Origin of the sequence: Streptomyces atratus (assembly GCF_040655115.1) — a bacterium.
GTDB lineage: Bacteria > Actinomycetota > Actinomycetes > Streptomycetales > Streptomycetaceae > Streptomyces > Streptomyces atratus_D.
Genome location: NZ_JBFAJH010000023.1, coordinates 73068 through 98644 on the forward strand (window position 1 = coordinate 73068; position 25577 = coordinate 98644).

Consider the following 25577-nt stretch of genomic DNA (forward strand, 5'->3'; position numbering starts at 1 on the left):
GCAGGGTTGAGCAGCGTCATGAGTGAGATTTCAGGGACCGGGGTCCTGCGCTACACCGCCTTCTCCGCCGACCCGCAGGGCGGCAATCCGGCGGGGGTCGTCCTCGACGCGTCCGGTCTCGACGACGCGGCGATGCTCGCGATCGCGGCGGAACTCGGCTACAGCGAGTCGGCGTTCCTGACCGGACCGGGCACTTCGGGTGAATCGGGCGGTCGCGGCTACACGATCCGCTACTTCAGCCCGAAGGCCGAAGTCCCGTTCTGCGGCCATGCCACCGTCGCGACAGCCATCGCCCTCGCCGAGCTCAACGGCCCCGGCGACCTGGTGTTCACCACTCAGGCGGGTACGGTCCCGGTCACCGTCGCCCAGGACGGCACCGAACTCCGCGCCACCCTCACCAGCGTCGAACCATACGTCACGGATGTCGCCCCGGACGACCTGGCCGAGGCACTGGCCGCCCTGGACTGGCCGGCCGGTGACCTGGACCCGGCCCTGCCGCCACGGATCGCCTATGCGGGCGCCCGTCATCTGGTGCTGGCCGCCGGAAGCCGTGAGCGCCTCGCCGACCTCGACTACGACTTCGCGCGCCTCGAAGCGCTGATGCACCGGCTCGACCTGACCACGGTCCAACTGGTGTGGCGCGAATCGCCGACCGTCTTTGACGTCCGCGACCCCTTCCCGGTCGGCGGCGTGGTCGAGGACCCGGCGACGGGTGCGGCGGCGGCCGCCTTCGGCGCGTACCTGCGCGAGCTGGCGCTCGTCCCGGACGCCGCGGTCCTCACCCTCCACCAGGGTCAGGACATGGGCCGCCCCGGCACGCTCACGGTCGAACTGCGCGCGGGCGACGCGCGGGTGCGGGTGAGCGGCACGGGTACGCGGATCCCCGAGGCGGAGTGAGCAAGGGGTGTGCCGGGCACGGGCGGCGCCGAAGTCCGCGCCCGGCTCGCCGTCGACGTGCGAGGGGCCGGGCGCCGCATGAGGCGAGCCGGACCAGGGCGTCCTCCCGGTGGATCCGCCCAGGAGGCCGTCGACGCGAGCAGTAACGGCCTCCCCCACGACAGGGCGTCGGGAGCCCACTCCCTGTCGTGGGGGAGGCCGTAAGATGCGACAGTCCGGTTTCCCTTTTCAGTCAGACGGTTGTGGCACTGACCACGCCACGACTAGAGAGACTCGTAGCTGATGGCCCAGCAGGCGCGCGCGATCCAGACTCGACGGTCGATCCTGGTGGCGGCCGCCGCCGTGTTCGACGAGCGCGGCTACAGCAGTGCCACCATCAGCGAGATCCTGGCCCGGGCGGGGGTGACCAAGGGCGCGCTGTACTTCCACTTCAACTCGAAGGAAGAGCTGGCGCTCGGCGTGATGGACGTCCAGCTGGACAGTTTTCCGCTGCCGCCGCAGCCGACGAAGCTTCAGGAGCTGGTGGACCAGGGGATGATTCTCGCCCACCGGCTCCGCCACGAACCTCTGGTGAGGGCCAGTGTCGGGCTGGCGATGGACCAGGCGGTCGAGGGTCTCGACCGGGGCACCCCCTTCCGGGCCTGGATCGACCGGCTCGAACATCTGCTGAGCGCCGCCAGGAGCCAGGGCGAGCTGCTGCCGCACGTACATCCGCGTGAGACCGCCGAGCTGCTGGCGGGCGCCTTCTCCGGAATCCAGGTGATGTCCCAGGTCCTGTGCCGGCGTGAGGACTTGGGGCGCCGGATCTCCGTACTGCTGCATTACGTCCTGCCGAGCATCTCGACGCCCGCCGTGCTGGCCACGCTCGACATGTCCGAGGATCGCGGCGGGCGGCTGCTCTCGGGGCTGGAATCCGTGCCGAGCCAGGTCGGCGCCACCGGCTGATTGTCCGGACCTGGCAAGCTGCACCGTATGAACGCCGACATGAACGGCCCGGACGGTACGGACACCGAAGGGGCGGACCGGTCCCCCTGGGACACCATCGACCACCTCCGCAACTGGCTCGACGCGGCAACCAGCATCCACCCGGAGCAGGATCTCCTGCTGCGGATGCTGAAACTCTCGGAGGAGGTCGGCGAGGTCGCCCAGGCCGTCATCGGGACCATCGGTCACAACCCGCGCAAGGGATTCACCCATTCCTGGCAGGACGTGGAGTCGGAACTGTGCGACGTCATCGTGACGGCGATGGTCGCCCTCCGCACCCTCACCCCCGAGGCACCCCAGGTCTTCGCGGGGCATCTGCGCCGGATCGCGGCACGTGTGCCCTCGTCGGAGCGGACCGGCGAGGCCGACGGCGCCCCCGGTTCCTGATGGCCGCTCTCCCTACCGGGCAAGGGCATCCGCGCCATGACAGGGCGGCGACCGACAGCTGAACATCGAGCGACTACGATCACGGGCACCGCAGCGAGCTCAGGAGTGCTGACCTTGTCGGAACCGCGCATCGGCGTATCCATCGTGACCATGGGCGACCGCCCGCAGCAGGTCGAGGCACTGTTGGCCTCGGTGGCCATGCAGGACGTGCTGCCGGCGCGTCTCGTCATCGTGGGCAACGGTTCACCGCTCCCGGACTTCACCGGCTTCCCCGGCCTGTCCGGCCTGGCCGGTGGCGTGACCACCATCGAGCTGGACGAGAACCTCGGCTGTCCCGGCGGCCGTAACGTCGCCATCGCGGCACTCGCGGAGCTCGGGGACGTGGATGTCGTCGTCGAGCTGGACGACGACGGCCTGCTCGTCGACGCCGGCGTGCTGCGCAAGGTCCAGGAGCTTTACGCCGCCGATCCGCAGCTCGGCATCGTCGGGTTCCGTATCGCCGACGAACACGGCGAGACGCAGCGCCGCCATGTCCCCCGGCTGCGTGCCACCGACCCGATGCGGCGCGGCCCGGTCACGGCGTTCCTCGGCGGTGGCCACGCCCTCTCCATGAAGATGCTCGCGGAAACCGGACCCTGGCCTGCCGAGTTCTTCTTCACGCACGAGGAGACTGACCTCTCCTGGCGGGCACTCGACGCAGGCTGGAAGATTCTGTACGAGCCCGATCTGCTGCTCCAGCATCCCAAGACGTCGCCGGCCCGGCACTCCGTCTACTACCGGATGACGGCCCGCAACCGCGTCTGGCTGGCCCGCCGCAATCTTCCGCTCCCTCTGGTCCCGGCCTATCTGGGGACCTGGACCCTCCTCACCGTGGCCCGCACCCGCTCGGCCACGGGACTGCGCGCCTGGGCCGGTGGCTTCGCCGAGGGGGTTCGCACCCCGTGCGGGCGTCGGCAGCCGATGCGGTGGCGCACGGTGTGGCGGATGACGATGCTGGGGCGGCCACCGGTCATCTGACCCGGACGGTCCGGACGGGCGCCCGGTTCGCACGGGCGCCCCCCGCCAAGCTCGTTCGGGCCGGCCTGAGATCGATGAAGGGCACGCTGTCACCCGGCAGCACATAGCGGTCGGCTTCGACGCATCCGTGCGCGTGCGCGAACCGCAGCCCATCCGGGTTGCTCGCCAGGACAACCGTCTCCGTGACGTCCGCGCCGAGCGCACCGATCGATGTCGTGTTCGACGCCGGTCCGTCCCCGACCTGGACCGGCGCTGCCTGGCCGACGGCGGACGCGACGACATCCTCGACCTGACCGTGGCGCTGGCCGCCGAGTACGGCCCGGCGGTACGGATCTGGCTCGAGCCGGGGCGCCGGAAGCTGCGGCGGCGGGGGCTGCCGGTCACCGACCGGCGGTTCCTGGACAGTTTCGCTCCGGACATCGACGGCAAGCCGGCCCGCTACGCCGAGTTGCTGCGTACCCTGCCGACCGGTCTCGGCGAATGGGCGGTCCATCCCGGCCTCGGCAACGAGGAGGCGCAGGCGATCGAGCCCGACGGCTGGCGCGTGCGCCGGACCGACGACGAGTTCCTCGTCCCGCCGGAGGCCCGCGCCATCCTCCGGGAGGAGGGGATCGTGGTGATCGACTATCGGCCCCTTCAGGAGAAGTGGGCCCTGGCAGCAGCGGAATGACGGAATCCGCCACGCCGGTATCGGACTCGCCGCCGCCGGGAGCTCCGGTGCGGTTCCCTACCAGGAGGACGTGGGGCTGGTGGTCACCTGCCACTGATCGAGGATGCCGTCCCAGTCATGCATCGGTGCGGAGTTGATGGTGGCGTGAGGAACCTGCTGGTCCCACGTCGTCGCCTGGTCCCACGTCCTCGCCTGATGCGACGGGCGATGCTGGGTGGGGTAGTACCACTGCTGGGGCTGGGACACGGAGGGCGCCTCGGCGCCGTCGACGCGGCGGTGACGGCCGGAACGGTCCAGAGGCTGGGGAGCCTGGGTGAGGCGGCCCTGCGCCTCCAGGTATCGGGTGCGGGCGACGAGGCGAGGGAGATCGAGACCGAGCTCACCTGCCAGTACGGAGAGGTCGGCCCCGGTGCTCCACGCACCGACCAGGACCGCGTCCACGGCCGTGGACGACACCACTCCCTGGACCGCCTCCTCGGCAACGTCCGGGGCGCCCGAGGTCTGAGGGGGGCACGGAGGTGGGGCCGGAGCGTCATGGGACACCGGCCTTTCCTCCGGTTCCGGGTACTGCAGGCACCTGTCCGCGTCCTCGGGAGACAGCTCGTGCGCATCGGCGGCATGATGGTCCAGGAGCGCCTTGGCGATGGCCCGGGCATCGTCCTTTCCCACGGTGCGGCGGGCCATGCGCACTTCGCGTTCATGGAGCCCAAGGAGATCCGCGACGGTCCCGTCACTCCCCAACGTCACTGCGAACGCGGCCAGCGTCCGCATACGGTTCGCCTGTTGCTCGTCGAGAGTGCTCTGCGCATCGCGCACGTCCTCGTCATTCCTGAAATACGCCCGGGCCAGTACAGCATGACGCTCCCACATCTCCCTCGGTTCCATGTCGGGACCAACGTTCCTTCACAGGATTTGAAGCGATTTTCGGCCCAAAGGCACCAAGAAAGGTGAAACTCCATCTAATCTTGCCGTGACAGAAGGTAGTTACCCAAATGGCGGCTGATCGTTACCACCGTCATGAACGCACCCTCATCCGCTACCGCTACCGCCACCGGCAGAGGCTCGGCGGCATCCATTCCGCACCCCTCGCAGACCCCACGCCCCTCTCACGCCCGGCCGCGTCTCCGGCCCCAGCTGGATGTGGCTCACGGAGCGCGCGCAGGGCGGGAGCAGCTTTCCGTCGCGTTCATGCCGGGTCAGACGTACACGGAGACGGCAAGTGAAACACCGCTGTACGCCGAACTGGTCGCGAGTTGGGCAGCAAGCGCCGCCACGGTGCCCGGCATCCCCGACTCCGAATGGCAGCGCCTGACCTCCTACCAGTCCTTTCTCTGCGAAGTCGAGTCGGTCCTCCGAGACCTTCGCCCTCACCGCGCCCCCGACACGCTGTGCAGTCCCACCGGTCCGTCGGCCTACCCCATGGCCCTGAAGCAGACCCATGACGCGGCCGACGGTCGCCCGCACACGAACTGAAGGCCGTCCCGCGCGCATTGCGCGGCCGCTCCCGTCGCCACGGCACAGGAGCGGCAACGGGAGCGGTGGAATCGGTGGCGGTGAGGGCGACGGACAGGTCAGGGAGCGGTGCCCCGGGCAAGGGTGCCGCCCACGTACACGCCGGCCTTCGCCGCGTCGGCGTAGGCCGTGTTGGTTGGCCCCGGGCGCGGGAACGCGGAATCCCGTCCCCGCGGGCGAGCGGGTGGCGCACCCGTTCCCACGGTGCCCCCAGTCGCCGAAATAGTTTCCGAGGACATCGAGTCCCACGCCCAGGCAGCCACGGTCCACACCGGGCGGGAACGTGGCGGTGGGGTCGTCGTCGGGAAGCTTCTGCGCGTACCCGAGGCTGCCGCCGAAGGCGCCCGGGTGGGTCAGCGCGCCGTCACCGTTCACCAGGAAGAACGTGATGCCGTCGGCGGGGGTGGCCGGGGTCGTACTTCCGTACTGCCACTGGTCGAACGTGACGTCCAGGCCCTGGTCGGCCGACAGCGCCTGGGTGTGGAGGACGGTCCCGGCCTGGTCATTGGACGCGTCCGTCAGCCGGAGGTACCCGTGCGGCGCGCCATTGGGGGCGGAACCCGGCCCTGCCTCCGCGCAGCGGCTCGACCCTGCCGACGGCGGACCGTACGACATCGGCCGCCTGCCCGGCCGGTGATGCGCCCGGCGCCTCTCGGTCGAGGACGAGCCGGAGCCGGGGTGTCTGTGCCCGTCCCATCGAGGTGACACCCCGCCGAGCCCCGGACGGTGACCGCGCGCGCCGTCTCGTGCCGGTTGCCCCGGGGCGGTGTGCGGGACGACTCTGGAGTGGCAGGGCCTGCGGTTCGCGGAACCCGGCGTCAGGCCGTGCATCCGGAGACGACGGAGAGGCGTCGGCCGTGGACGGTCGGGAACCCGGGGGCAAGCAGTCCGGCTCAAGTGGCCACCGGGCTGTGCCACACACTGCGGACATGCAGGTGGAAGCGTGGTCGCCGACGGCAGAGGGCTGCATCGGTGAGGCGGTGCGCGCGGTCGTGGAGGGCTTCGCCGACACGTCCGGGGCAGCAGTCGCCGGGGAACGCGAATACGCGGTCACGGCGGAGTCCGACGAGGATCTGCTGGTGTCCGTCCTGGAGGAGGTCGTCTACCGGATGGATACCGACGGTGAGATCCCGCTCGATGTGGAGGTGGGGCCGATCCGGTCGGCGGGGGACGGCCGGGAGCTGTCGGTCCGCTTCCGGATGGCAGACGTCGGCACCGCCGTGCCGGTCGGTGCGGTACCCAAGGCCGTTTCGCTGCACGACCTCCAACTGCGCGGCGGCCCCGGCGGCTGGATCTGCCGGGTGACCCTCGACGTCTGAGTGCAGGCGGGAAAGGGACAGGATCATGGCGCTCACGATGGCACTGGCCGGCGACACCATGCTCGGGCGCGGCGTCGCCGAGGAGCTGCGCCGCTCGCCGGTGCCGGGGACGGTGCTCTCCAGGGGGGTCCGGGAGGCGCTCGCGAAGGCGGACCTGTTCGTGCTCAACCTGGAGTGCTGTGTCTCCGACCGCGGGCACCGTTGGCCCGACCCGCGAAAGGCCTTCTTCTTCCGCGCTCCCTCCGCCGCCGCGAAGGTACTGGCCGAACTGGGGGTGACCTGTGTGACGCTCGCCAACAACCACGCTCTGGACTACGGGTTCGACGCCATGGCCGACACCCGCACCCTGCTGGCCGGGGCCGGCGTCCACACGGTCGGCGCCGGGGCGAACGTACGCGCGGCCCGGGAGTTCGCGGTGCTCGAGGCGGGCGGTGTGCGGCTGGCGGTGGTGGGCGTCACGGACCACCCGGAGGAGTACGCGGCCGGGGCGGACAGTCCCGGTGTGGCCTGGGCCGATCTCCACACGGGGGTGCCCGGCTGGCTGACGGAGTCGGTGGCCCGGGCCGCTGCGGCGGCGGATGTCGTGCTGGTCACCCCGCACTGGGGCCCCAACATGACCTCCCGGCCGCCGCGCCACGTGTCGGCCGCGGCCCCGGAACTGCTGGCGGCGGGAGCGACGCTGGTCGCCGGGCACTCGGCCCATGTCTTCCACGGGATCGCCGACCGAATCCTCTACGACCTGGGCGATTTCGTCGACGACTACGCCGTCGACCCGGTCCTGCGCAACGACCTCGGGCTCCTCTTCCTGGTGACACTGGACGGCCCGGATGCCGCGCACCTGGTTCCCACCCAGGTGGAGGCGGTGCCGCTGGCCCTGGATTTCTGCCACACCCGCCTGGCGCACGGCGAGGACCGGGAGTGGATCCGCGAGCGGTTCACCACCGCCTGCGCCGCGTTCGGCACCGCCGTCGCCGACCGGGCCGGACGGCTGACGGTCGACTGGAGATGAGGGGCGTGGAGATCGCGCTGGTGGAGAAGAGCCCGTACCGCTTCCAGATCGAGCAGCGGGAGCCGATGCGCGTACCCGGGGTGGTGTTCGCCTCGCGGGCGCTGCTGCCGCAGGCGGCGGGTGACAAGGCGCTGGAGCAGGTGGCGAACGTCGCGACGCTGCCCGGCATCGTCCGCGCCTCTTTCGCCATGCCCGACGTCCACTGGGGCTACGGCTTCCCGATCGGCGGGGTGGCCGCCACCGACATCTCCCACGGCGGGGTCATCTCGCCCGGGGGCGTCGGTTTCGACATCTCCTGCGGCGTACGGCTGCTGGCCGCCGGCATCGACCGCGAGACGCTCGGCCACGACCGCCTGCAGCGGCTGATGAACATCCTCGACAGCACCATTCCGCGCGGCATGGGGCGCGGCGGCCTGTGGAAGCTGTCGGGGGCCGGGGAGATGGACGAACTGCTGGTCGGCGGCGCGCGGTACGCGGTCGAGCACGGCCACGGTGTGCCACGCGACCTCGCGCGCTGCGAGGACTACGGCGTCCTGGACGGCGCGGCCCCGGGGCAGGTGAGCACGCGCGCCGTCGAGCGCGGCCTGCACCAGGTGGGAAGCCTCGGTTCGGGCAACCACTTCCTGGAGGTCCAGGCGGTCGACCAGCTCTACGACCCGGCCACCGCAGCGGCCTTCGGGCTGCGGGTGGGCCAGGTGTGCGTCATGATCCACTGCGGCTCGCGCGGTCTGGGGCACCAGGTGTGCACCGACCACGTCCGCGTGATGGACCAGGAACTGCACCGGTACCGCATCCAGGTCCCGGATCGGCAGCTGGCCTGCACACCGGTCGACTCGCAGCGGGGCCGCGCCTACCTGGGGGCGATGGCGGCGGCCGCCAACTACGGCCGGGCCAACCGCCAGCTGCTGTCCGAAGCCACCCGCCACGCCTTCGCGACGGCTGCGGGAGTCGGTCTGGAGCTGGTCTACGACATCTCGCACAACACCGCCAAACTCGAAACCCACGACGTGGACGGCGTGGCACGTGCACTGTGTGTCCACCGCAAGGGCGCGACGCGGGCGCTGCCGCCCGGCGACCCGAGCCTGCCCGAGGATCTCGTCCGGGCGGGTCAGCCGGTCCTGGTCCCCGGGACGATGGGCACGGCCTCGTACGTGATGGTCGGGCTGCCCGGCAACGACGCCTTCCACTCCGCCTGCCACGGCGCCGGCCGGGTCTGGAGCCGCCATCACGCGCTGCGCATGGTCCGCGGGGAGCGGCTTCGCGGCGAGCTGGAGGCCCGGGGCATCGCCGTGCGCCCCTCCTCGTGGCGTGGCCTCGCCGAGGAGGCGCCGGAGGCGTACAAGGACGTCGACGCGGTCGCCGCCGTCACCGAGGGCGCCGGACTCGCCCGGGTGGTCGCCCGCCTGGTGCCGTTGGGCGTCGTCAAGGGATGAGCCGGCACCGAGCGGGAGGGACAGGCGCGGCCTCGTCGGAGGATCTGGTCCGTGCGGTGTCCGCGGCGAGCGGCTGCTCGGCGCGGACCGCGCGATCCCGCACGCCTGGTCGGTCCCCGACGAACGGGCGAGCTCCGCGTACCAGGACAGGCCCGTTCCGAGCCGCCGTCGGCAGCGACATCCCCTCGGAGCACCGCAGGAGGCCGTGCGCTGCGCGTCTCACTCTCCGTGGTAGAGCCGGTCGGGATCCACCAGGACCACCTCGCCGCGCGCCTCGGCCTCGCGCAGCCGCGGACTGAACCCTGCCGCGCTGTAGCAGGCGGGCCGAGCCCCGCTCACGTCCTCGCCGCGGTCGGCGAGTTCGGCCAGGATCTGAAGCTCCTCGTGCAGGTGGTCCACGTCCATGACCTCGTCCCAGCACGCCCTGCCGACCGAGAGCAGGACCGCGGCACGGCCGTGGACCTCGCCGCGGACCACCACATCGACGTCGACCGGCCGGTGCCCTCGAAGCCCTGGAAGCGACCCGGAGGAGGCGGTGACGGGTCGGGTACCGAAGGTGTCCGGGGCCGCGAACCGTGTCACCCAGTCCTGGCACACCTGCGCGAAATGCGGCCGGGCCACCGTGGACTCGAAGACGGGCCGCGCCGCCTTCCAGACCTCTGCGGGGCCCTGCCGCCCCAGCGCGGTGCGGTTGGGGCGTATCACGGCGTGGTCGAAGGCGAGCAGCGGCTCGGTGATGCGGTAGCGGGGCACGCCCGGCCGGAAGGCATCGGGTACGCCCTCGACGAGGCCGCAGTCGCACAGCAGCGAAAGGATGTGGGGCACCTCGGTGGCCGGGCGGTCCAGCCAGTCGGCGATCGCGCCGGGCGTCGAGCAGCCGTCGGCGATGGCGGCCAGGGTGGAGTGGCACAGGCCCCGGTCCCAGCCGTCGGGTTCCTGCTCGATGATGTGTCCCGCCTTCCACATCAGCGGAAGGCGGGGGTTGAGAACGGTCCGGCACACCCAGGCGTCGAAATCGTCGGGGCCGCCCGGGATGTCGTCACCGGCCGGGTCGTACCGGAAGGCGGGGCTCGCGCCGACGACGGCGTGGACCCGGAGGGCGAGGCGGGGGTCGTCGATGCTCCAGAGCCGCGCGCCCAGCCGGAAGTCCAGGGGAAGGATCTTCAGCTGAAGGTCCGCCGAGGCCGACGCGGTGCCGAGCAGTCGGCGCATCATCGGCATGGCGCTGCCGCACAGCAGCAGCCTCACTCGGTCGGGCCGGCCCGCCTCGCGTAGTCGGCGGCAGACACCGTTGACGGCGGAAGGCAGGGCGGGGCTCTGCCGGACGAGCTCGGGAAAGCCGTCGATGACGACGGGCAGCGGGTGTTCGCTCGCGAGAGTCGCGAGGGCGTCGAGCGCGTCCGCCCAGCAACTCCAGCGGGTCGGGCGGGTGGCGCCGGTGTGACGGGCGAGCTGGTCGCCGAGCCGTCGGAGGGACTCCGCCTCCGCCACGTCCTGGGCTCCGAAGTAGAAGCCGCCTGTCGCCGAGGTCAGTTCCTGGAGCAGGAAGCCCTTGCCCTGCCGACGGGGCCCGGTGACGATGGCGACCGCGGGTCCGGGCCGGGGATCGCGGGCGAAGGCGACGAGCGCCGCCCACTCGGCCTCACGGTCGAAGAGCTCCTTCGGCCGGGCAGCAGTGGTGGTGGCGGATCGCACGGGTGGGTTGTCCCAACGTTCGGCGGCAGCCTTCAGACCCAGTAGACCTCCGGGGTGGCCGCCGCGCCTCCCAACGAGCGGGACCGGGCAGCGTATGTCAGGGAGGGGACGCGGTGTGCGGCCGAGGACGGCGCGCACCACGGGTTGTCCGATGCCGACGTGAATGTCGCCGAAGGTGCGGTGAACGGGGCCGGTGGACGGTGCGCCGGGACCGGCGCGAACGGGACGTCGACGACTCGTCCCGTCGGACCGCACCCCACCGAGGTACCGCCCACATCATCCGTCCGTCCGCATGCGCGAGGTGCGAAGGCTTGGATCCCTGACGCGCCGGGCGGCGGTCACGGTGAGCTCCGGTGGTGGGGCCGTTCGGCGCTCGCGCCTCGGCGGAACGCGAGTAGCGTGGTGCGTGAGGGCAGGGTCGGCAAGAAGTCCGGTCGACATCCGAGAGCCCGGGAGCTGCGACGGCGGCCGTCCGGCACTGCCGGAGCAGTTGATGTCGGTCGGCAGCGTCCGGCCGTCCGCCGTTCGTCATGGGTGATGAACCGAACAGGCCGGTCGACGACGGTACGTGTCCCGGACAGGCCGCATCCATCACCGGCGCACGCAGCTCTGACGGCCCGTAGGAGCCGCGGGCGAGCCGCATCGCCGACGAGGAGCGATGGAGCGGCACATTTCTCGCCCTGGGAATTCCCGGGCGCGGTGTCCGCGCGGGTGGTCGTGGACCGGGTTCTGTCGCATTGAGGAGGCTGGGCCATGCATTTCGCTGACCGCCCTGACGCGGGGCGGCGACTGGCCGGACAGCTGACACACCTCGCGGGCGAGGACGTGGTCGTCCTCGGCCTTCCCCGCGGTGGCGTGCTGGTGGCGGCCGAGGTCGCCGAGGCACTCGGAGCGCCGCTGGACATCATCGTGGTGCGCAAGCTCGGCGTGCCGTTCCAGCCGGAGCTGGGCATGGGAGCCATCGGTGAGAACGGCGTACGCGTCGTCAACGAGGAGGTGATGCGTGCGACGCGAACCACCGAGGAGGAGCTGGCCGCGGTGGAGGAGCGGGAGCGTACGGAGCTGGCCAGGCGCGCCCGGCGCTACCGGGGCAGCCGGCCGCGTACCGAGGTCAGGGGACGGACGGCGGTCGTCGTCGACGACGGCGTCGCCACCGGGTCGACAGCCCGGGCCGCCTGCCTGATCGCCCGCCGCCAGGGAGCGGCCCGGGTGGTGCTCGCCGTCCCCGTGGCACCGGAAGGCTGGACCGCCAGGATGCAGGAAGCAGCCGATGAACTGGTGTGCCTGACCACCCCGGTCGGCTTCCTCGGGATAGGGCAGTTCTACGAGGACTTCGCGCAGACCACCGACACCGAGGTCATCGCCTGCCTCGAACGGGCGGCGGACCGGATGCCGGGGAGCGACCCGTCGGGCTCGGCCCCGCAGGAAACAGTGCGATCCGCCCCTCCTCCGGTCGCGGATCCGGAGGTCGTCGTGCAGGCCGGACCGGTCCGGCTCGCCGGGCAGTTGGCCGTCCCCGGAGGGGCCACGGGCATCGTGGTGTTCGCCCACGGCAGCGGCAGCAGCCGGCACAGCCCGCGCAACCGCTCCGTCTCGACCTCGCTGAACAAGGCCGGCCTGGCCACGCTGTTGTTCGACCTCCTCACGGCGGAGGAAGAACTGGACCGGGCCAACGTCTTCGACACCGCTCTGCTGGCCGGCCGCCTGACCGACACCACCCGCTGGCTGCTCGAACAGCCCGCTACCCAGGACCTCGCGGTGGGTTACTTCGGCGCCAGCACCGGCGCGGCCGCCGCGTTGTGGGCGGCGGCGGAGCCGGGCTCCCCGGTCGTGGCGGTCGTCTCACGCGGGGGCAGGCCCGATCTGGCCGGGCCCCGTCTGCCGGCGGTGACAGCGCCCACGCTGCTCATCGTCGGAGGCGAGGACGAGGTGGTGCTGGACCTCAACCGCCAGGCCCGGGCACTGCTGCGCTGCGAGAGCCGACTGGCCGTGGTTCCCGGCGCCACTCACCTGTTCGAGGAGCCCGGTGCTCTCGAAAAGGTGGCGGACCTGGCCAAAGAGTGGTTCGCCGGCCACCTGGGTGGTCCCGCGGAGTCAGGAGGTTGAGCGTCGGCGCGCCGCCCGACGCCGCCGCGCTTCGGCGTGACTCCGCACGCCCACACGCCGGCCTGTGGGCGTGACGTACGCCCACAGGCCTGCGTCGTGACGGCGGCGCGCGAACGGAGCCGGTCCCCCGCGGCACCTCGGCGAGAGCCCCGAGGCCTCCTGCGAAGGCCGCACTCCGAGCGGACCCGGCGCACGGTGGACGAGGAGGTGGCGCCGGCCGTGGAGACGGCCACGCGAACCGGTTCGAAACCGTCGACGACGCGGATCGAGCCCTCGGCGGTGCAGAACGAGGCCATCTATGCAACCCGCTTGTCCACGCGCATCATTGGGTTGCTTCGCTCGCACAACCCCCGGCCGCGACGCGGGCATTCTCGCTTCATGTGTGCGTGCCGACGGCCGAGACGCAACTTGTCATGCACTTGCCATTTCCTGAGGGAGGCAACACGATGGCTTGCGGATCCACCAGCCTGTGGGCCGGTGAAACCAGTTGGTTCTGTTGCGGCAACGCCTGGGGCCCGTGCTCCAGTGCCGGCGGCGGCGCCTGCGGCAACTGCCAGTCCAGCGCACGTCACGGCGCGTGGCCCAACGCCTCACAGGCGTGCTGGGACATCACCCGGCCCGACCTCTGCGGCGAGAACATCCCCAGACGCGGCTGCGGTTCGGTGATGAACGTCAAACACCAGTGTTCGGGCGCGACGGTGTGCATCACGATCACCGACTGCGGACCGCGTACCAAGTCCTGGTGCGGCGAGGCGACGTGCTGCAACGGAACCTGCCGCACCAACCGCGTCCTCGACCTGACCCCGGCCGCCTTCTCGGCGATCGGCAACCTGAGCTCCGGCAAGCTGCCGGTCTACATCTACGAGTGAGGAGGCCGGACATGACCGCACGACACGACCGGGCCGACGGGATGCGCCGTCGGCGCTTCCTCACCACTGCCGCCCTCGGCGGCGCGACCATCGTCGGCGCGACCGCGCTCGGTGGCCTCGACGCCGAGGCCGCCTTCGCCGCGGAACCCTCGCTCGACCCCGCGATAGCCAGGTCCACCTTCGTGGAGGGCCGCATCACGGGCATCACCGGCAGCGTCCTGGAGGTGGCGGGCTCCAACGGCGGCCACTCCCGGGTGCAGATGACCAACGTCACCAGCGTGTGGAAGGTACGCGCCACCACGGCCGAAGTGATCGAGGTCGGCGACGGGCTCTACGCTCGCGGCGTCACGATGCCCGACGGCACCGTTGCCGCCGACGCGGTGTGGGTGAACATCGTGAACCTGGACACGCAGATCCGCGGCATCGCGAAGAACCGGCTGCACCTCGCCCACGGGCAGCACGAACTGGTCGGCCACGTCGCCCCGGACGCCACCGCCTCCTACGCGGGCCGCGCTCTGACGTCCGACCTGTCCCGGTTGCGTATCGGGCAGAGCGCCCAGGTGCTCGGTGCCTGGCGGCCGTCCGACAACTCCGTGGACGTCGTGCGCATCTCCGTCGGGCACTGATGCAGGACCGAGGACACAGAGAGAGGAAGAGATGCTGTCACTGACAACGGGCCTCGCCCCGCTGGTCCTCGCGGGCCTGCTCGGGTGGACCGGAGCGGTCAAGGTGTTCAGCCGGGGCACCGCGCAGCAGGCGCCGAAGACGGCGCTGGCCCGCATGCTGCGCAGCAGTGAGCGGGCCACGACGGTGCTGCGCGCGACCGGAGCGGGTGAACTCCTGATCGCCGCAGGTCTGCTGGTGGTCCCGGCGAACCCGGCGCCGGGAGCCGCCGCGGCGGTCCTCGGGGCGGGCTTCCTCGCCTACCTCGGCTACGGCCGGGCCATGGCACCGGAGTCCTCCTGCGGCTGCTCGGCACGTGAGGACACCCCCATCACCTGGCGGGCGTTCGCACGGGCGGCGGTCGTGCTCATCGGCGGGGCCACGGCGGCGGTGGCACAGGACACCTGGTGGTCGGCGGTCTCCGAGCGGCCGGCCGGTGCCCTTGCCTTCCTGGCCGTGGCGGCGGCGGTGCTGGTCGCTCTCTCGGCCGACCTCGACCGGTGGTGGCTGCTGCCGCTGCGCCGGACGAGACTGCGTGTCTTCGGGCACCCGCTCCTCGGCACCGCCTCCGGGAACCGGGTGCCGGTCGCGGCGAGCGTCGAACTCCTGGAGAACTCCCTTGCCTGGCAGGCCGCCGCACCGGTGGTGCGGTCCGCCTTGCTGGACCACTGGGAGGACAACGGCTGGCGCGTTCTCCAGTACTCGGGTGTGTACGGGGCCCAGGAGAACGCGCGCCCGGTCGCGGTGGTGTTCGCACTCGACGCCACGGCCGGCCGCGACACCGGCGACGACCCGGTCGTCCGTGTCAGCTACGTCGACGCGGACAGCGGGGAGGCGGTGGCCGTGGACGAACTGGGCGCGGTGCCGTCGCGGAAGATCCTGCCGATGGCGGGCTGACGCCACGGACGGAGACCTCGGCGCCCCACGGGCCTGAGAAGCACGAGGGGGCCGGACCTGCGACAGCCGCGGGTCCGGCCCCCTGCTCCATACCTGCCGGGCGCGGTAGCGGGCCGACCGTACGAGCGGCAGACGAGCTGTATGCCACGGGCAACCGGCACCTTCACCGGAAGATTTTCTCCGTTACCGCCCGGCCCCGAACGGTGACGGACAAACACGAGGTGCGGGCGACCGACTCGCCGCTGTCAGGCGGTCGCCGCCCGGTCTTGAGCGCCAGGTCCTCAGCGGCGCCGCTTGCCGCCCCGTCCGCCGTTCCTTCGGTGGCCGCGCTGCCGGACAAGGGCGACATGGGCCTTGCGCTCGCGGGACACTCGCTCGGCGAGGGCCTGAAGGTCCGTGAGGCCCTCCCGGTCCGGGTGACCGGAGGCCAGAGCCGCCCGGAGTGCCTCTTCGGCCTCACGGCCCTGTTGGTGCAGTACCTCTCTCGCTCCGTCGGCACCGGTCGCCTCGTAGAGCTGCAACAGGCTTTCAGCGACCATGAGCAGACTTTCCGGCTCCGTCAGGTCCTCGGGGGAGAGAATCTCCCGGCGGGCCAGGAGGCTCAGCGCGGTGGGAGCCAGCGATGGGTCCGAACGGAGACTTCGCAGCAGGAGCTCCCCGTCATCGAGCGAGGAGACGAGGACGTCCAGCATGGCCTCGGCCCGGGTGCGGAACGGCATGGTCCGCACCGTGTGGACGAGCTGCTCCAGCGCCGCGGGCCGGGCGCCGTGGGCGGCGATCCACCCGGCGAGCTCCGCCCGGGCGGACTCGGGATCATAGTGATCGGCGAGGACGCCCAGCAGGCCGGCCTCGGGGGCCTGGGCGAGCTCGCCGATCAGGGGCGCGTCCCGGCCTTCGGCCAACAGGCGACGACGCACGGAGTCCGTTCCGAGGTCGGTGAGACGGATCAGCTCAACAGGGTCCGCGCTCAGTTCGGACTTCAGTTTCCGGGCCCGCCGGGTGGCCTCGCCATCCAACAGGGCGCCGTCCAACAGGGCGTCATCCGGCAGGGCTTCGCCCAGTCCGGCACGTCCGGTCGGCATCCCCGGCAGCACGCCGGACGACGTCTCGGGGTCGTCATCGTCCTCGGTCGGTATTCCGGCCCACCCCACGATGTCGTTCTCGCTCATCGCCAGATCCGCGAAGACAGGATCGGCCGTCCCCCAGTGGCACTCGATCGCCCCCAGGCTCTCCAGCACACCCAGCACCGTGCGCAGATCGTCGTCGGCTTGTTCGAACGTGGCGAAGGCGCCGAGCAGCGAAGGCGAGCGGTGGGCGAGGCGGACGGTGTCCCGCAACGCGGGCCAGGGCATGGGGTACGGCAGGCTGTAGAGGGTTGCCAGTACGTCGGGCAGGATGACGTCGTACAGGTCGTAGGCGCCGGACAGCACGGATTTTCTGTACCTGCCGCCGCGCGCGCCCCGCACCGGCCCGCGCAGCTCGCAGAACGCGTCGAAGGCGCGCCGCCACAGTTCAAGCGGGTCGTTCAGCACGGGCTCCGCCTTGGCCACCGCGTGCAGCTTCCCCTTGACGACCCGTATCAGCCTCGCCGTCTTCGCCCACTCCACAAGGAGGTTGAGGCGCGGCAGGTCCGCGGCCGAGCGGACCGAGTCGGTGCCGTCTCCGGTGTCCAGCCGCGCCACGAGTTCCCGGGCATCGGACAGACGCAGCCTGCCGGAACCGGTGAGCGTCCGGCCGTCGCGCCCCACCCACTCGGCCAGGTCGCGCAGCTGCCGCAGGACCGGTGACCGGTCGGCCTGCTCCCGCAGGACGTCGTCGCCCGGAAGCGCGATCGGGAGCTGCGGCTCGGACCGTACGGGCCCGGAACTCCGAATCTGCCGCGCCACGATGGTCTGAAGCACCTTGGGGTCGTAGGGCACCTCGCGGCGCTGTGCCCGCCCCACGAAGTCCTGCAACGCCTGCTCGTCGTGGACGTCGACGCCCTGCTCCGCGGCCGTGGTGATCCAGAACTTCGCCATGCCCCAGCGGCTGCGGTCGGCCATCGCCTCCGCGTACCGCGGCGCTGCCGCGTCGACGGCCTCCAGCCCCTGGGCCAGGGACGCCCCTCGGGGATCCGCGAGGTGGAAGGCATCCAGATACCTCAGCAGGGCCCGCAGAGTGCCCGGCGCGTCGGCGGGCTCCTCATCGGGAAATACGGTCACCGACCGCGGAACCCAGTCGAGCAGGAACTCCTCGATGTGCCGCTGGTCCCAGAGTCCCAGCCTGCCGTCCGGCGTACCGAGATGGCGGTATTCCAGCGCGGCTTCGGCGACGAACGGATCGGCGTCGATCCCGTTCTCCCCGGCCCACCGGTCGAACCGGTGGACAAGAAGACCACAGGCCGCCTCGTACTCGTTCTCCTCCGCGGGATTGAAGATCATCCGCATGATTTACCGCTCTTGCCTCTCGCAGGGCTCTGTCTCCGCTGCCCACGCTACCGGCCGTGGGGGCAAGCCGGGCCCGGAGCCGACAAGGCACCGAGAAGGGAAAGACAGTCGACGGAGGACGACGGGCACGGAAGCCGAGTACAACCTTCGGGCCTCCCGCGCGGCGGCGGAGCGTGAGCCCGGCGGTGACGGTATCGGAAGGACAGGGTGCACGGCACCCTGGAGGAAGAGAAGGTGTGAGGGCGGGAGAGGAGGCGTGATGCGGACCAGCGACCAGATCTACCACCGGGTCCGCTGGGACCCACGGTTCGACCCCGCCCGGTTCGTGCTGGGGATCCGCCTGCGCGAGGGTCCCCCCGAGCGCGTCCCGCTGACCTCCTTCGTGCCCGGGGGTGAGATCCCGTGGCACCGGGTGGTGTTCATCGAGGCGGACGGCGAGGTGGTCTGGGACCGGGCCACAGGCGTGGACCGCATCGGCGCATCGGACGCCGGCCGGGTGCGGAACCCGCGTCGCCTGCGGGCGCCGTTCTTCACGGCGAGGACACCGTACCTGTGGGATCCGACTGCCGGGTGGTGCCCCGCGACCGGTCGGACAGCTGTAGCGACCGCGCCGAGCCTGCGCGTCCTGACATGGAACACGCTGTGTGACCGGTACGACAGCGAGCTCATCGGCACCGCCCGACGCCCGCCCCTGCTGCTGAGGGCGTTGGAGGACGCCGACGCGGACGTCATCGCGCTGCAGGAGGTCGAGGCCGGGCTGCTCGCCATGCTGATGCAGGCCCCCTGGGTACGTGCCGACTACACGCTGGGCACCGATCCGACCAGGACGGACGTCGACGACAGCGGGCCGCTGCTGCTCAGCCGACTGCCCGTACGGGAGGCGGGGTGGCACGCCCTCGGCCCCCGCAAGGCCGTCACCGCCATCACCGTGGAGACCGCTTCCGGCCCGCTCGTGGTGGCCTCCGCCCATCTGACCGGCGACCGCTCCAAGGACGGCCCGGCCCGGCGGCAGGCCGAACTGGCACAGCTCGCCGAGGGCCTGGCTGCCGTGGGCGACGACCTGATCCTGCTCGGCGACTTCAACGACCACGGGAACGGGCCCGCTCTCGCACTGGGCCTGTGGGACGCCTGGACGGAGGTACACGGGCCCGATGACCGGACCCCTACGTTCTATCCGCGCGTCAACCGGCCGACCGCCCTCTCCTCGCTGTCGGGCCGGGTCTCGCCCCTGGACCGGATTCTGCTGCGCGGGGGCAGGGTGCGGGCGACCAGGGCGGTTCTCCGGGGCGACGCGCCCACCCCGGAGGGCTGGTACGCGTCGGACCATTACGGCGCGGAAGCCGACCTGAGCTGCGACCCGAGCGCCGGCGGGAGCGAGCCCACCGCCGTCCTCGACGTGTGCCCGACGGCTCGCACGGCAGTGGCCTGGATCCCGCCTTCGGAACTGTGGCCGCCGATCCAGGACATCCGCCGGGAGTACGATCCGCAGATCCACCGCTGGCCGCCGCACGTCAATCTGCTCTTCGGCTTCGTGCCTGAGTCCCACTTCGAGCGGGCGGCGCCGCTGCTCGCTGCGGCGGCGGCCGAGACGCCGGTCTTCACAGCCCGGCTGGACGGGGTGCGCACCTTCCGGCACCGGGCGTACTCCACCGTGTGGCTCGACCCGGCGGCGTCCGGCGCGGCACCGTGGGAGTGCCTGTACCGCGCGCTGCAGCAGCGGTTCCCGCACTGTCGTGGGCGGGGGAAGAGCTTCACCCCGCACCTGTCCCTGGGCCGGACCCAGGAACCGCGGCGGGTCGCCGCCGACTGCGCCGCCCGGCTCGACGCCATGACAGCGACGCTCTGGGAGCTCGTCCTGCTCTCGCGCAGGGGTGACGGGCCGATGCGGCCGCGGGCCACGGTCGCTCTGGGCACGGGCGAGGTGCGTTGGCTGCCCGAGCCGGGCTCCGGCGCGCCGGGCGCGGAGGACGCGGCCTGGCTCTCCGAGATCACCGGCAGGTGATGGCCGTTCGCGCCGACTCCGGCGGGATCGCGGAGTCCTGCTCGTCGCCGAGAGTGCCCCTTTCGCGGCTTCCGCGGCGCGGATGGCGGTCAGGTAGGCGAGGGCGGCCATGGCCAGGGTGATGTGGCGGTACCAGGACCGGTAGAGCCGCACCTGGTAGGTCCAGACCGCACTCTCCCCGTCAGCGGTGACCCACGCGAACGGGACACCCGCGTCGATGGCGCGTCGCAGCATCCACTTGAAGTGCTCGTTCTTGGTCGCGAAGGGGACTCCGTCGTCGATCCCGGCCGCGCGGCAGCGGTCACGGTCATCCGTCCAGGAGACAGGGATGCAGAGCTCGCGATCGATCAACGCCCGCCCCCTGGAGGAGGCGCAGGCCAGGAATGTTCCGATCTGGCTGTTCTCCGTGCGGCCGGCTGTGCCGGTGTACCGACGGTGGACGCCGGCGGACTTGGTGCCCTTCTTCAGGAAGCCGGTGTCGTCGCCGGTCAGCACCGCATGAGGCGAGTGGCTCCGTGGCGTTCGGCCACGGAGCCTCCGCAAAAACCTGTTGGCGGACCACGGCGACCACTGCTACTTTTCCGGAGGCCGTGCGAGAGAACCAGGAGGTGGTACCCGTGAACGTATCGACATGGGTGCTCTCCTCCGGGGTCACGGTCGGGCGATAGGTCGTCCGGGAGCGCCGTACATGAGCACTCCCGAAAGGCACGACCATGCATTTCACTTCTGAACAGCACCTCGACGACGGCGTCCTCGAGCGCGAATTCACCCTCGGCGAGATCCCCGGCATCCTGTGGACGCCCGCATCCGCATCCGCACCGGCGCCGCTGATCCTGCTCGGCCACCCTCCCCTCGGGCTGCGCAAGATGTATCCCCGACTGGTGGCCCGGGCCCGGCACTCCGCGGCGGAGGGCTTCGCCACGGCCACCATCGAGCTCCCCGGAAGCGGCGACCGGCCCCGTTGGCCCGCCGCCGAGCAGGCCCGCGCCGACCTGCGCCGGGCGATGGAGGCCGGCGAGCCGGTCAGCGACGAGATCGTCGACGCCCTCATCCTCCCGCTGGTCGACAAGGCGGTCCCGGAATGGCAGGCCGCCCTGGACGCCCTCCTTACGCTGCCCGGGATCGGCGGCCCGGTCGGGTACTCGGGGGGAGTGATCTCCATCGGCATCCGGCTTGCGGTGGTCGAGCCGCGCATCTCGGCCGCCGGCTTCTTCGCCGGGAGTTTCGTGCCTCGCGCCATGTTCGAGGAGGCCCGGCAGGTCACCATTCCGCTGCACGTCCTGCTGCAGTGGGACGACGAAGGGAACGACCGTCAGTCGGCCCTGGACCTGTTCGACGCCTTCGGCTCCAAGGAGAAGACCCTGCACGCCAACATGGGCGGGCACACAGGCGTCCCGCAGTTCGCGGGGGACGCCGCGGCCCAGTTCTTCACCCGACATCTGAAGTGAGGCCGGGCCGTCAGACCGGCAGCAGGCGGTAGCTGATGCCGGCCGGTATGCCGCTCATCGAGGACAGGCCCCGGCCCTCCTCGATGGCGGCGGCCGGCAGATGCACAACCGCCCCGATCGCGGCGGTACCGGCCATCGGCGGTACCGGCCGGTCTGGCTGGGGCGGCGTTCAGCGGCCCCACCAAGACCCCTCCGACTGGCCCCAGTGGGAGGGGCGTTCGGGGGCACTGAGGCGTAGTGGCGAGGTGAAGTGGCCCCACCCTGGCTCTTGCGGTGGAACGGTGGATGTGGTCCACCGAGGTGCGTGCTGTGGATGTCCTTGTCCAAACAGGAGCTGTTCGACCGGATCCGCCGGGACAGTTGGCAACAGCAGCTGTCGATCCGGGCTCGTCCATGACCCGAAGGCGGCGTTCGGGACTACCTCCAGGCCGGGGCGGTCACCTTGATGACCAGCTCGGCATTCCGGTGGTCGCCGGGTCCACCGACGCCGGCACCGCCTTCCCCCCTGTGCAGCGGCCGTGGCGTGTTGGGACACTCCGTGTCAGTAGGCGCGTGTGATGGGTGCGGCGAAGTCCATCAGCAGTGCGCAGGTCGTTTGCGGGTCTTCGTACATCGGGGTGTGTCCCACTCCTGGCAGGACCTCGACGCGGACGCCAGGCACGACGCGGTAGGCGTCGGCTGATGAGGAGCGCCACCGGCGGTCATCGGCGCCGAAGATCACAAGTACCGGCATGTGGAGCTCGATCAGCCTCTCCGGAAGGGCACGCTGCTCGATGTAGTCCAGCGAGGCGCGCGCGGTCGCGGCGAGGGCGCGGTGGGGCATCCCGCGCGAGCCGTCCACGATGGCGTCGGGAATCACGACTGGACGTGTGAACGCGCTGCTCAGACTCTTGCGGATGATGGTCTCGGTGAACAGGCGCCACAGTAGCCGTCCGTGTACTGGGTCCAGCAGAAGCCGGCTGAGCAGGCTGTTGGAGATATCGGCGTCCGGGCTCGGGCCGGTGCCGATCAGCGCGAGGGCCGAGACCGCCTCGGGGCGCTGCTCGGCCAGGGCCGTGGCCACACTGCCGCCTGTGGAATGCCCGACGACCACCGCCGCCCGGGGCACGGCCAGCATGTCGAGCGCGGCGCCGATCCGGCGGGCCTGCGCGGGAATCTCGTATCCCCCGGCCGGGCTCGTCGACCTGCCGTGGCCGAGCAGGTCGACGCAGATGACACGATAGGCACCCGCCAGGCGCGGGACCACTGGGTCCCACCAGGCCGTCGAGGCGCCAAGACCGTGGATCAGCAGCAGAACCGGCGCGCCCGGCGCACCGTCCTGCACGACATACATCGCTGCATCGCCGAGGTCCACGACCTGCTCGTCAGTGTTCGGCGAACGCTCGGGCCTGTGCTCCGCCATCTGGCCTCTCCCCTGTCGATCCGTCAGCCATCCTGGAAACCTCCAGGTCGCTTAGCATGGCGGCCATGACGGTCAGCGTGCTTCCACAAACGTGCGGCGGCGAACCGCCGGTGGCGTGGATCCGGCCCGGACTGGTCGGCTACATCGGACCGGACCTGGGAGTCGACATGCACGCCACCTCGGTCGGCGTGCTCACGATCGGCCTCGACGCACCCTTGGTCCTGGAGACGGCCGAGCACGGTGCGACCACCACACGCAGTGCTTACGCGCCCGCCCGCACGCCCCATCGCGTGGTCGCGCCCGAAGGCCGGATCCTGCTGCTGTTCACCGATTCCGCAGACGCCCCCGCAGGGCGCGCAGCCGCGGCCATGCGGCGCCTTGTCGGGCCCTACGGCCTCGATCACCGACGGGAACGTGAACTGATCGCCGCGTGCAGCCACAGCCCGGACCCCGACGTCCTGCGCTTCCTGGTCGGCCCCTGTGTCCCCGGCACCACTGACAGGCGCATCCGCCGGGTGGTCGACGAGATCCGGGACGACCCGGGCCGGGCGTTTCGCGCCGAAGAAACCGCGTGTCGGCTGGGGCTGTCGACCCCGCACTTTCTGCGGCTGTTCGCGCAGCACACCAGCACCACCTTCCGCCGCTACCAGCAGTGGAACCGCCTTCTGCAGGTGACCCGAGGCATCGCGGCAGGACACACCTTGACCCGTTGTGCCGCCGATGCGGGCTTCGCCTCCCAGTCACACCTGAGCGACACGTTCCGTCGGACCTTGGGAACAACCGCGACTTCCGTGCTCGACTCCCGCGTTCAGTTCTATCTGGATTGCTGACTGCAAGCAGTTCGCCCTACGCGACCGACATGCCACGAGGGGGCTTGAGATCTGCCGTGCCCTACGGCAGGCCGCGGCCCCAGGGCACATGACTCTTCGTCGATCCGAAGCATCGCCCCGCCAGAGCGTCGAAGGCCTGACAGGCTGGGGCGCATGGTGAGCAGGCCCGGCCACTTCCACCAAAGAGCGCCATCAGCGGGGGCTGAGGTCGGTGGCGTGCGAACGGCGGTGTCGGCCCCACGTGGCCGCTCCCCGGCAGTTCCGGTTATTGCCTGCCGGCTCGGGTCAGTGCTTTCTCCGCCTGCTCGGCGAGAGTAACGACGAGATCGGCGGCGGACGGCAGGTCGTTGATGAGGTCGACGGCTTCGCCGGCCCACACCGGAAGCGGAGGGACAACGCCGCGCGCCACGGCATCGCGATAGTCCTGCCGGGCCTTGGGGTCGGCGGCGAGTTCGGCCTCCCGGCCCCTCCATTGATCGAGGAAGGGGTGGCCAAGGGTGCGCGCCGTGTATCGCGATGGCCATCGGGAGCCTCGGGCGATGTCCAGCACACGGTTGCGTTCTGTGTCCTGCCCGCGCCCCGCCACGATCGCCTTGACGGCCGAGGGATCGACGAGGGCCTCGTGTGTGGCCTGGAAGCGGGTGCCGATGAGCGCGCCGGCGGCACCCAGAGCCAGGGCGGCGGCCACGCCGCGCCCGTCGGCGATCCCGCCGGCCGCCAGCACGGGCACCGGTGCGGCCAGGTCCACCACGACGGGCACGAACGGCAACGTGGACCGTCCGTTCCGGGCGCCGTGCCCCCCGCTCTCCGTACCCTGCGCCACGATGACATCGGCGCCCAGGTCCACCGCCTGCCGGGCCTCGTCCACATCGGTGACCTGAACGATCAGCGCCGCGCCCGCCGCACGGATGCGCTCGGCGAACGGGCTCGGGTCGCCGAAGGACAGCATCACCGCCCGCGGATGGTGCTCCAGCACACGGTCAACCGTGTCGACATCGATCGCCCAGGTCTGAAAACCGACACCCCACGGCTTCCCGGCACTTTCCGCAAGGAGGGGCAGCTCTCGGGTCATCCACTCTCGATCCCCGCCGCCTGCGCCCAGCATCCCGAGCCCGCCGCCACGCGAAACAGCCGCCGCCAGCGCACCGCCGGCCGATCCGCCCATCGGCGCCAGCACAATCGGATGCCGCACCCCGAACAACTTGGTGAACGCTGTTGTTAACGTCATGGCGGACATCATCGCGCACAGCTTCGCCCTCCATGTCCTTCGCCGGTGCGGATCATCTCCAGGGCCCGGTGGAAGGGCAGTGCGAGGATCTCGATGTCCTCGCCCTCCTCGTCCGGTGCGCCGCCCGCGTGGGTGCGGGTCGAGGGGCCGTAGGCGGCGGCATGGACGGAGACACCGACCGTGACTCCCTCAACCGTCTCGGCCGGCGCCGGTGCGGAACGACTCCCGACCCGGCGGACTGGCGCACCCAGGCCGGCGCGCTGGAGGCGCTGACGGCCGCGGAGCCGCTGCAGGGCTCGGGCTGACAGTGGCGCGGCCCCCGAAGTCACCTGGCGGGACGAGCGGGTTGCCCGGTGAGAAATCGACGGCATCAACTCCTGCCACTGCGGGCAGCATCCGGCGGTGCACACGCACAGACTCGCCGGGCCGCGGGCGGCCCGGCGGGATGGCGCACATGGTGAGGTGGAATGTGGAGATGATGGACAGTCACGACCGTTCCGACCGTGCGGACGAATCGAGGGGCGGCAGACCCGAGGCGGTAGCCCCGCCCGGCCCCAGCAACGACCTTCCCGTTTCCCGGCCGGCACGCACCATCCTCGTCACCGCGCTGCTGGGCTACGCGCTCCACACCACCATCGGCATCCTGGGCGCCGGGATGTCCCCGACGGCCGAGGCAACCAGCCTGCTCCTCCTCCTCCTGCCGATCCTCGCCCTGCAACTCCTCCACTCCACACCGGGCAACAACCAGGCACCCCTGCACCGCACATGCCTGACCCTCACCCT

Annotated in this window: 22 protein-coding genes and 4 pseudogenes; 17 read left to right on the plus strand and 9 right to left on the minus strand. The window is 71.4% G+C overall.

Annotation, left to right across the window (positions count from 1 at the left end; all coding sequences use genetic code 11):
• Positions 1–18 precede the first annotated feature (18 nt).
• The 4 genes from AB0I23_RS23710 (at position 19) to AB0I23_RS23725 (ending at position 3285) form a co-directional block, all read left to right on the plus strand.
• Positions 19–897: a PhzF family phenazine biosynthesis protein gene (locus AB0I23_RS23710; RefSeq protein ID WP_359112030.1), complete on the plus strand. Its 879-nt coding sequence runs from the start codon at positions 19–21 to the stop codon at positions 895–897.
• 282 nt (positions 898–1179) lie between these two features.
• Positions 1180–1842, plus strand: coding sequence for a ScbR family autoregulator-binding transcription factor (locus tag AB0I23_RS23715; RefSeq protein WP_359112032.1), 663 nt, complete (start codon positions 1180–1182; stop codon positions 1840–1842).
• A 27-nt stretch (positions 1843–1869) separates the two neighbouring features.
• Positions 1870–2268 carry a MazG-like family protein gene (locus tag AB0I23_RS23720; RefSeq protein ID WP_359112034.1) on the plus strand — a complete coding sequence of 133 codons (399 nt, stop codon included), beginning with the start codon at positions 1870–1872 and terminating at the stop codon, positions 2266–2268.
• A gap of 114 nt (positions 2269–2382) precedes the next feature.
• Positions 2383–3285: a glycosyltransferase family 2 protein gene (locus AB0I23_RS23725; RefSeq protein ID WP_359112035.1), complete on the plus strand. Its 903-nt coding sequence runs from the start codon at positions 2383–2385 to the stop codon at positions 3283–3285.
• On the opposite strand, the pseudogene AB0I23_RS23730 reads toward AB0I23_RS23725, so the two are convergent.
• A pseudogene (locus AB0I23_RS23730) lies at positions 3278–3487 on the minus strand (hypothetical protein); the annotation flags it as partial. The gene AB0I23_RS23725 and the pseudogene AB0I23_RS23730 overlap by 8 nt on opposite strands.
• Positions 3488–3580: 93 nt before the next feature.
• Here AB0I23_RS23730 and AB0I23_RS23735 point away from each other — a divergent pair.
• Positions 3581–3955 (plus strand): hypothetical protein, encoded by a 375-nt coding sequence (locus AB0I23_RS23735; protein ID WP_359112065.1) that lies wholly within the window; start codon positions 3581–3583, stop codon positions 3953–3955.
• 57 nt (positions 3956–4012) lie between these two features.
• On the opposite strand, the gene AB0I23_RS23740 is transcribed toward AB0I23_RS23735, so the two are convergent.
• Positions 4013–4840, minus strand: coding sequence for a hypothetical protein (locus AB0I23_RS23740; RefSeq protein ID WP_359112037.1), 828 nt, complete (start codon positions 4838–4840; stop codon positions 4013–4015).
• A 303-nt stretch (positions 4841–5143) separates the two neighbouring features.
• On the opposite strand from AB0I23_RS23740, the gene AB0I23_RS23745 reads away from it, so the two are divergent.
• The 4 genes from AB0I23_RS23745 to AB0I23_RS23765 all read left to right on the plus strand — a co-directional run bounded on the left by AB0I23_RS23745 (position 5144) and on the right by AB0I23_RS23765 (position 9228).
• On the plus strand, positions 5144–5428 hold the full coding sequence (locus AB0I23_RS23745; RefSeq protein ID WP_359112066.1) for a hypothetical protein: 285 nt from the start codon (positions 5144–5146) through the stop codon (positions 5426–5428).
• A 950-nt stretch (positions 5429–6378) separates the two neighbouring features.
• Positions 6379–6786: an archease gene (locus AB0I23_RS23755; protein ID WP_359112039.1), complete on the plus strand. Its 408-nt coding sequence runs from the start codon at positions 6379–6381 to the stop codon at positions 6784–6786.
• 25 nt (positions 6787–6811) lie between these two features.
• On the plus strand, positions 6812–7795 hold the full coding sequence (locus AB0I23_RS23760; protein WP_359112041.1) for a CapA family protein: 984 nt from the start codon (positions 6812–6814) through the stop codon (positions 7793–7795).
• A complete protein-coding gene (locus AB0I23_RS23765; protein WP_359112043.1) occupies positions 7792–9228 on the plus strand; it encodes an RtcB family protein in 1437 nt (478 codons plus the stop codon). Before AB0I23_RS23760 ends, AB0I23_RS23765 begins: the two co-directional genes overlap by 4 nt.
• A gap of 219 nt (positions 9229–9447) precedes the next feature.
• Here the strand turns inward: AB0I23_RS23765 and AB0I23_RS23770 are convergent, their stop codons facing one another.
• Complete coding sequence (locus AB0I23_RS23770; RefSeq protein WP_359112045.1) at positions 9448–10923, minus strand: AAA family ATPase; 1476 nt, start codon at positions 10921–10923, stop codon at positions 9448–9450.
• Positions 10924–11676: 753 nt separating this feature from the next.
• Between AB0I23_RS23770 and AB0I23_RS23775 the strand changes: the two genes are divergently transcribed.
• The 4 genes from AB0I23_RS23775 to AB0I23_RS23790 all read left to right on the plus strand — a co-directional run bounded on the left by AB0I23_RS23775 (position 11677) and on the right by AB0I23_RS23790 (position 15458).
• Positions 11677–13029: a phosphoribosyltransferase family protein gene (locus AB0I23_RS23775; RefSeq protein WP_359112047.1), complete on the plus strand. Its 1353-nt coding sequence runs from the start codon at positions 11677–11679 to the stop codon at positions 13027–13029.
• Positions 13030–13475: 446 nt separating this feature from the next.
• Positions 13476–13898: a hypothetical protein gene (locus AB0I23_RS23780; protein ID WP_359112049.1), complete on the plus strand. Its 423-nt coding sequence runs from the start codon at positions 13476–13478 to the stop codon at positions 13896–13898.
• An 11-nt stretch (positions 13899–13909) separates the two neighbouring features.
• Positions 13910–14524: a cell wall protein gene (locus AB0I23_RS23785; protein ID WP_359112051.1), complete on the plus strand. Its 615-nt coding sequence runs from the start codon at positions 13910–13912 to the stop codon at positions 14522–14524.
• A gap of 31 nt (positions 14525–14555) precedes the next feature.
• Positions 14556–15458, plus strand: a complete 903-nt coding sequence (locus tag AB0I23_RS23790) for a MauE/DoxX family redox-associated membrane protein (protein WP_359112053.1) — start codon at positions 14556–14558, stop codon at positions 15456–15458.
• Between the two features lie 281 nt (positions 15459–15739).
• On the opposite strand, the gene AB0I23_RS23795 is transcribed toward AB0I23_RS23790, so the two are convergent.
• Positions 15740–17878 carry a hypothetical protein gene (locus AB0I23_RS23795; RefSeq protein ID WP_359112055.1) on the minus strand — a complete coding sequence of 713 codons (2139 nt, stop codon included), beginning with the start codon at positions 17876–17878 and terminating at the stop codon, positions 15740–15742.
• A 265-nt stretch (positions 17879–18143) separates the two neighbouring features.
• Here AB0I23_RS23795 and AB0I23_RS23800 point away from each other — a divergent pair, with 265 nt between their 5' ends.
• Positions 18144–19886, plus strand: coding sequence for an RNA repair domain-containing protein (locus tag AB0I23_RS23800; protein WP_436846989.1), 1743 nt, complete (start codon positions 18144–18146; stop codon positions 19884–19886).
• Positions 19887–20066: 180 nt separating this feature from the next.
• Here the strand turns inward: AB0I23_RS23800 and AB0I23_RS23805 are convergent.
• Positions 20067–20393, minus strand: a pseudogene (locus tag AB0I23_RS23805) (transposase); the annotation flags it as partial.
• A 206-nt stretch (positions 20394–20599) separates the two neighbouring features.
• Between AB0I23_RS23805 and AB0I23_RS23810 the strand changes: the two are divergent.
• Entirely contained in the window at positions 20600–21334 is a 735-nt protein-coding gene (locus AB0I23_RS23810) for an alpha/beta hydrolase (RefSeq protein WP_359112056.1), read from the plus strand.
• 10 nt (positions 21335–21344) lie between these two features.
• On the opposite strand, the gene AB0I23_RS23815 is transcribed toward AB0I23_RS23810, so the two are convergent.
• Together AB0I23_RS23815 and AB0I23_RS23820 are read right to left on the minus strand one after the other, a co-directional pair.
• Entirely contained in the window at positions 21345–21470 is a 126-nt protein-coding gene (locus AB0I23_RS23815) for a hypothetical protein (RefSeq protein WP_359112058.1), read from the minus strand.
• Between the two features lie 405 nt (positions 21471–21875).
• Positions 21876–22736 (minus strand): alpha/beta fold hydrolase, encoded by an 861-nt coding sequence (locus AB0I23_RS23820; protein WP_359112060.1) that lies wholly within the window; start codon positions 22734–22736, stop codon positions 21876–21878.
• A 167-nt stretch (positions 22737–22903) separates the two neighbouring features.
• Between AB0I23_RS23820 and AB0I23_RS23825 the strand changes: the two genes are divergently transcribed.
• A complete protein-coding gene (locus tag AB0I23_RS23825) occupies positions 22904–23566 on the plus strand; it encodes an AraC family transcriptional regulator (RefSeq protein WP_359112061.1) in 663 nt (220 codons plus the stop codon).
• A gap of 265 nt (positions 23567–23831) precedes the next feature.
• Here the strand turns inward: AB0I23_RS23825 and AB0I23_RS23830 are convergent, their stop codons facing one another.
• Positions 23832–24806, minus strand: coding sequence for an NAD(P)H-dependent flavin oxidoreductase (locus AB0I23_RS23830; protein WP_359112062.1), 975 nt, complete (start codon positions 24804–24806; stop codon positions 23832–23834).
• Positions 24807–24832: 26 nt separating this feature from the next.
• Positions 24833–24979 (minus strand): annotated as a pseudogene (locus AB0I23_RS23835) (NUDIX domain-containing protein); the annotation flags it as partial.
• A gap of 269 nt (positions 24980–25248) precedes the next feature.
• Here AB0I23_RS23835 and AB0I23_RS23840 point away from each other — a divergent pair.
• A pseudogene (locus tag AB0I23_RS23840) lies at positions 25249–25577 on the plus strand (hypothetical protein); the annotation flags it as partial.

What these genes read in the sequence shown, in the direction of transcription:
- AB0I23_RS23820 (WP_359112060.1), bottom strand. Translation starts at nt 22,736, where the DNA reads ATGGCGGAGCACAGGCCCGAGCGTTCGCCGAACACTGACGAGCAGGTC.
- AB0I23_RS23780 (WP_359112049.1), top strand. Translation starts at nt 13,476, where the DNA reads ATGGCTTGCGGATCCACCAGCCTGTGGGCCGGTGAAACCAGTTGGTTC.
- AB0I23_RS23795 (WP_359112055.1), bottom strand. Translation starts at nt 17,878, where the DNA reads ATGATCTTCAATCCCGCGGAGGAGAACGAGTACGAGGCGGCCTGTGGT.
- AB0I23_RS23715 (WP_359112032.1), top strand. Translation starts at nt 1,180, where the DNA reads ATGGCCCAGCAGGCGCGCGCGATCCAGACTCGACGGTCGATCCTGGTG.
- AB0I23_RS23740 (WP_359112037.1), bottom strand. Translation starts at nt 4,840, where the DNA reads ATGGAACCGAGGGAGATGTGGGAGCGTCATGCTGTACTGGCCCGGGCG.
- AB0I23_RS23720 (WP_359112034.1), top strand. Translation starts at nt 1,870, where the DNA reads ATGAACGCCGACATGAACGGCCCGGACGGTACGGACACCGAAGGGGCG.
- AB0I23_RS23815 (WP_359112058.1), bottom strand. Translation starts at nt 21,470, where the DNA reads ATGGCCGGTACCGCCGCGATCGGGGCGGTTGTGCATCTGCCGGCCGCC.
- AB0I23_RS23765 (WP_359112043.1), top strand. Translation starts at nt 7,792, where the DNA reads ATGAGGGGCGTGGAGATCGCGCTGGTGGAGAAGAGCCCGTACCGCTTC.
- AB0I23_RS23785 (WP_359112051.1), top strand. Translation starts at nt 13,910, where the DNA reads ATGACCGCACGACACGACCGGGCCGACGGGATGCGCCGTCGGCGCTTC.
- AB0I23_RS23830 (WP_359112062.1), bottom strand. Translation starts at nt 24,806, where the DNA reads ATGATGTCCGCCATGACGTTAACAACAGCGTTCACCAAGTTGTTCGGG.
- AB0I23_RS23745 (WP_359112066.1), top strand. Translation starts at nt 5,144, where the DNA reads ATGCCGGGTCAGACGTACACGGAGACGGCAAGTGAAACACCGCTGTAC.
- AB0I23_RS23760 (WP_359112041.1), top strand. Translation starts at nt 6,812, where the DNA reads ATGGCGCTCACGATGGCACTGGCCGGCGACACCATGCTCGGGCGCGGC.
- AB0I23_RS23825 (WP_359112061.1), top strand. Translation starts at nt 22,904, where the DNA reads ATGCACGCCACCTCGGTCGGCGTGCTCACGATCGGCCTCGACGCACCC.
- AB0I23_RS23810 (WP_359112056.1), top strand. Translation starts at nt 20,600, where the DNA reads ATGCATTTCACTTCTGAACAGCACCTCGACGACGGCGTCCTCGAGCGC.
- AB0I23_RS23710 (WP_359112030.1), top strand. Translation starts at nt 19, where the DNA reads ATGAGTGAGATTTCAGGGACCGGGGTCCTGCGCTACACCGCCTTCTCC.
- AB0I23_RS23800 (WP_436846989.1), top strand. Translation starts at nt 18,144, where the DNA reads ATGCGGACCAGCGACCAGATCTACCACCGGGTCCGCTGGGACCCACGG.
- AB0I23_RS23790 (WP_359112053.1), top strand. Translation starts at nt 14,556, where the DNA reads ATGCTGTCACTGACAACGGGCCTCGCCCCGCTGGTCCTCGCGGGCCTG.
- AB0I23_RS23775 (WP_359112047.1), top strand. Translation starts at nt 11,677, where the DNA reads ATGCATTTCGCTGACCGCCCTGACGCGGGGCGGCGACTGGCCGGACAG.